At 45.4% G+C, this 1,713-nt stretch carries 2 protein-coding genes; both read right to left on the bottom strand.

Annotated features, from left to right (window positions below; genetic code table 11):
* A partial coding sequence (locus ABJF11_RS11850; protein WP_348120069.1) for a DNA methyltransferase occupies positions 1–1,117 on the bottom strand: 1,117 nt, incomplete at its 3' end.
* 12 nt (positions 1,118–1,129) lie between these two features.
* A partial coding sequence (locus tag ABJF11_RS11845; RefSeq protein WP_348120068.1) for a hypothetical protein occupies positions 1,130–1,713 on the bottom strand: 584 nt, incomplete at its 5' end.

The following is a 1,713-nucleotide window of genomic DNA, read 5'->3' as shown; positions in this document are numbered from 1 at the left end:
CCTTAGTAAGAGACACAAGGTGCAGGCCATCTTTATAAAACCGGTCTGCTTTCGGCAATTCGCTGGTCGGAACCCAGCATTCACTCTTACCACTTTCCAACTGATAAGCTTTTTTCCTGTCTTCTTGCGTGGCGCTTTTATTGAATCGACGACCGGCGTACTCGTAATTCAAATAAACCAGCTCCCTTCTTGGCTTTTTATATATTTCGCCTGTCTCGGGATCGCTAACGGTCGTGAATGCGCGATTCAGAGTCCGCTTTTTCAGTGACGTCCCACAATGAGGACAAGGAAACGGATTTTTCTGCTCCCCTTTATTGAGATCTACAGCACCATCCCAGTAATTAAATTCCTTAGAGCAGTTCGAGCAAATAAAAACATCGCTCCACACACAGTACTGAATCACTCCCTCCTGCCCATCTTCATTCACAGTTGTGAAATATTTCTTGAATTTTTCCGTAGCTAGTTCAAGAAGTCTCGCAAACTGCCTCTCAACATCTCTACCATGTAGCTCTGCATTAACATTAGACGCGATAAAGCCTGGTAATACCGAAAGATCTAACAGAATACTATGTCGCATACCTATATTCGATTCTATTTCATTGTTAGACAATCGGACGCCGCATTCTCTCGCTGCAATCCCTGTCATGCCAGTACCACAGAATCCATCAAATACAATGTCACCTGGCTCGGTGTAATGCAGGATATATTGCCTGATAGCCTTTGGTGGGACCTTGGTGTGGTAGGAGTGCGCGTTGTAAATTGGGTCGTTTTTCCCCTCGCTCACATCGGCTGCAAAGGGCTCACGATGGTAATGATAATCTTTTGACCGCTCAGGTTTCTGCTTCTCCCACTCGGCGATGAAATCTGGGATCCACGGATTAGGGCATGCTGTGTAGTATGGCGGATCACTAAGATTCAAAATGTCTTCATCATTGCCAATGGGAAAGCCTTCGATCTTACGGAACTCTGGGTCTTGAAGCTTTTTTCTCAGTTCACCAGAAAAGTGGGCTTGGCGAGCCTCATCGCCTTCAAAAGTAATGCCAAGACAAGTCACTAGACCAGACGAATTTTGCTCAACCGACTGCTCTTGCTCAGAAAATAAGTCGTCCATATTCATAACTTGCCCCAATTATTTGCTAGCTGCTGAATCGCGTGCATTTTGCTCCTGAGCGTACTTCTTCATACCGTCCCGTAAAATTTCAAGGAAGGTGTGATTTCTACTTTCCGCGTCCGCCACGATAGCGTCAAAAGACACTACAAACGTAGGCGTTGGAACGATTCGCCCATCAGGATGTGGAGTGTCGTATTCTTGATAAAAGACACTGCCTTTGGAAAAGAGAGGAGCCCATTTTAATTGTCGCAAGCGAAGAGCCATCGTGTCATTCACCTGCATGACTGCGTAGTACCAAATTCTCTGGATATTAGGACAGTGCTCCACCAATTTTACAGCTCGATCAAGCAATTGATTGATCGCGTATATATTATCCTTCTCGTCATCGGTCTTTTTCTTGATCTCGACAACAACTACATCCACCGCCTTTGCGTCAGCTGGATCTGCAGAGAAAATCATTGCGATATCCGGTCTTCCATCCTCTGCCGTATACTCTCCACCGAGTCGTACTGCGTTGATAACAGAATCCATCCTTTTCTCGCTTAGAATCGTTTGAAAAACCATGAACTTGTCATCCAATAGCCAGGCGTTGTTCTGGTATA

Origin of the sequence: Reichenbachiella sp. (assembly GCF_039941815.1) — a bacterium.
In the GTDB taxonomy this organism is placed as follows: Bacteria; Bacteroidota; Bacteroidia; order Cytophagales; family Cyclobacteriaceae; genus Reichenbachiella.
The sequence above is the reverse complement of the archived record's forward strand: the minus strand, read 5'-3'. Positions and strand labels throughout refer to the sequence as shown.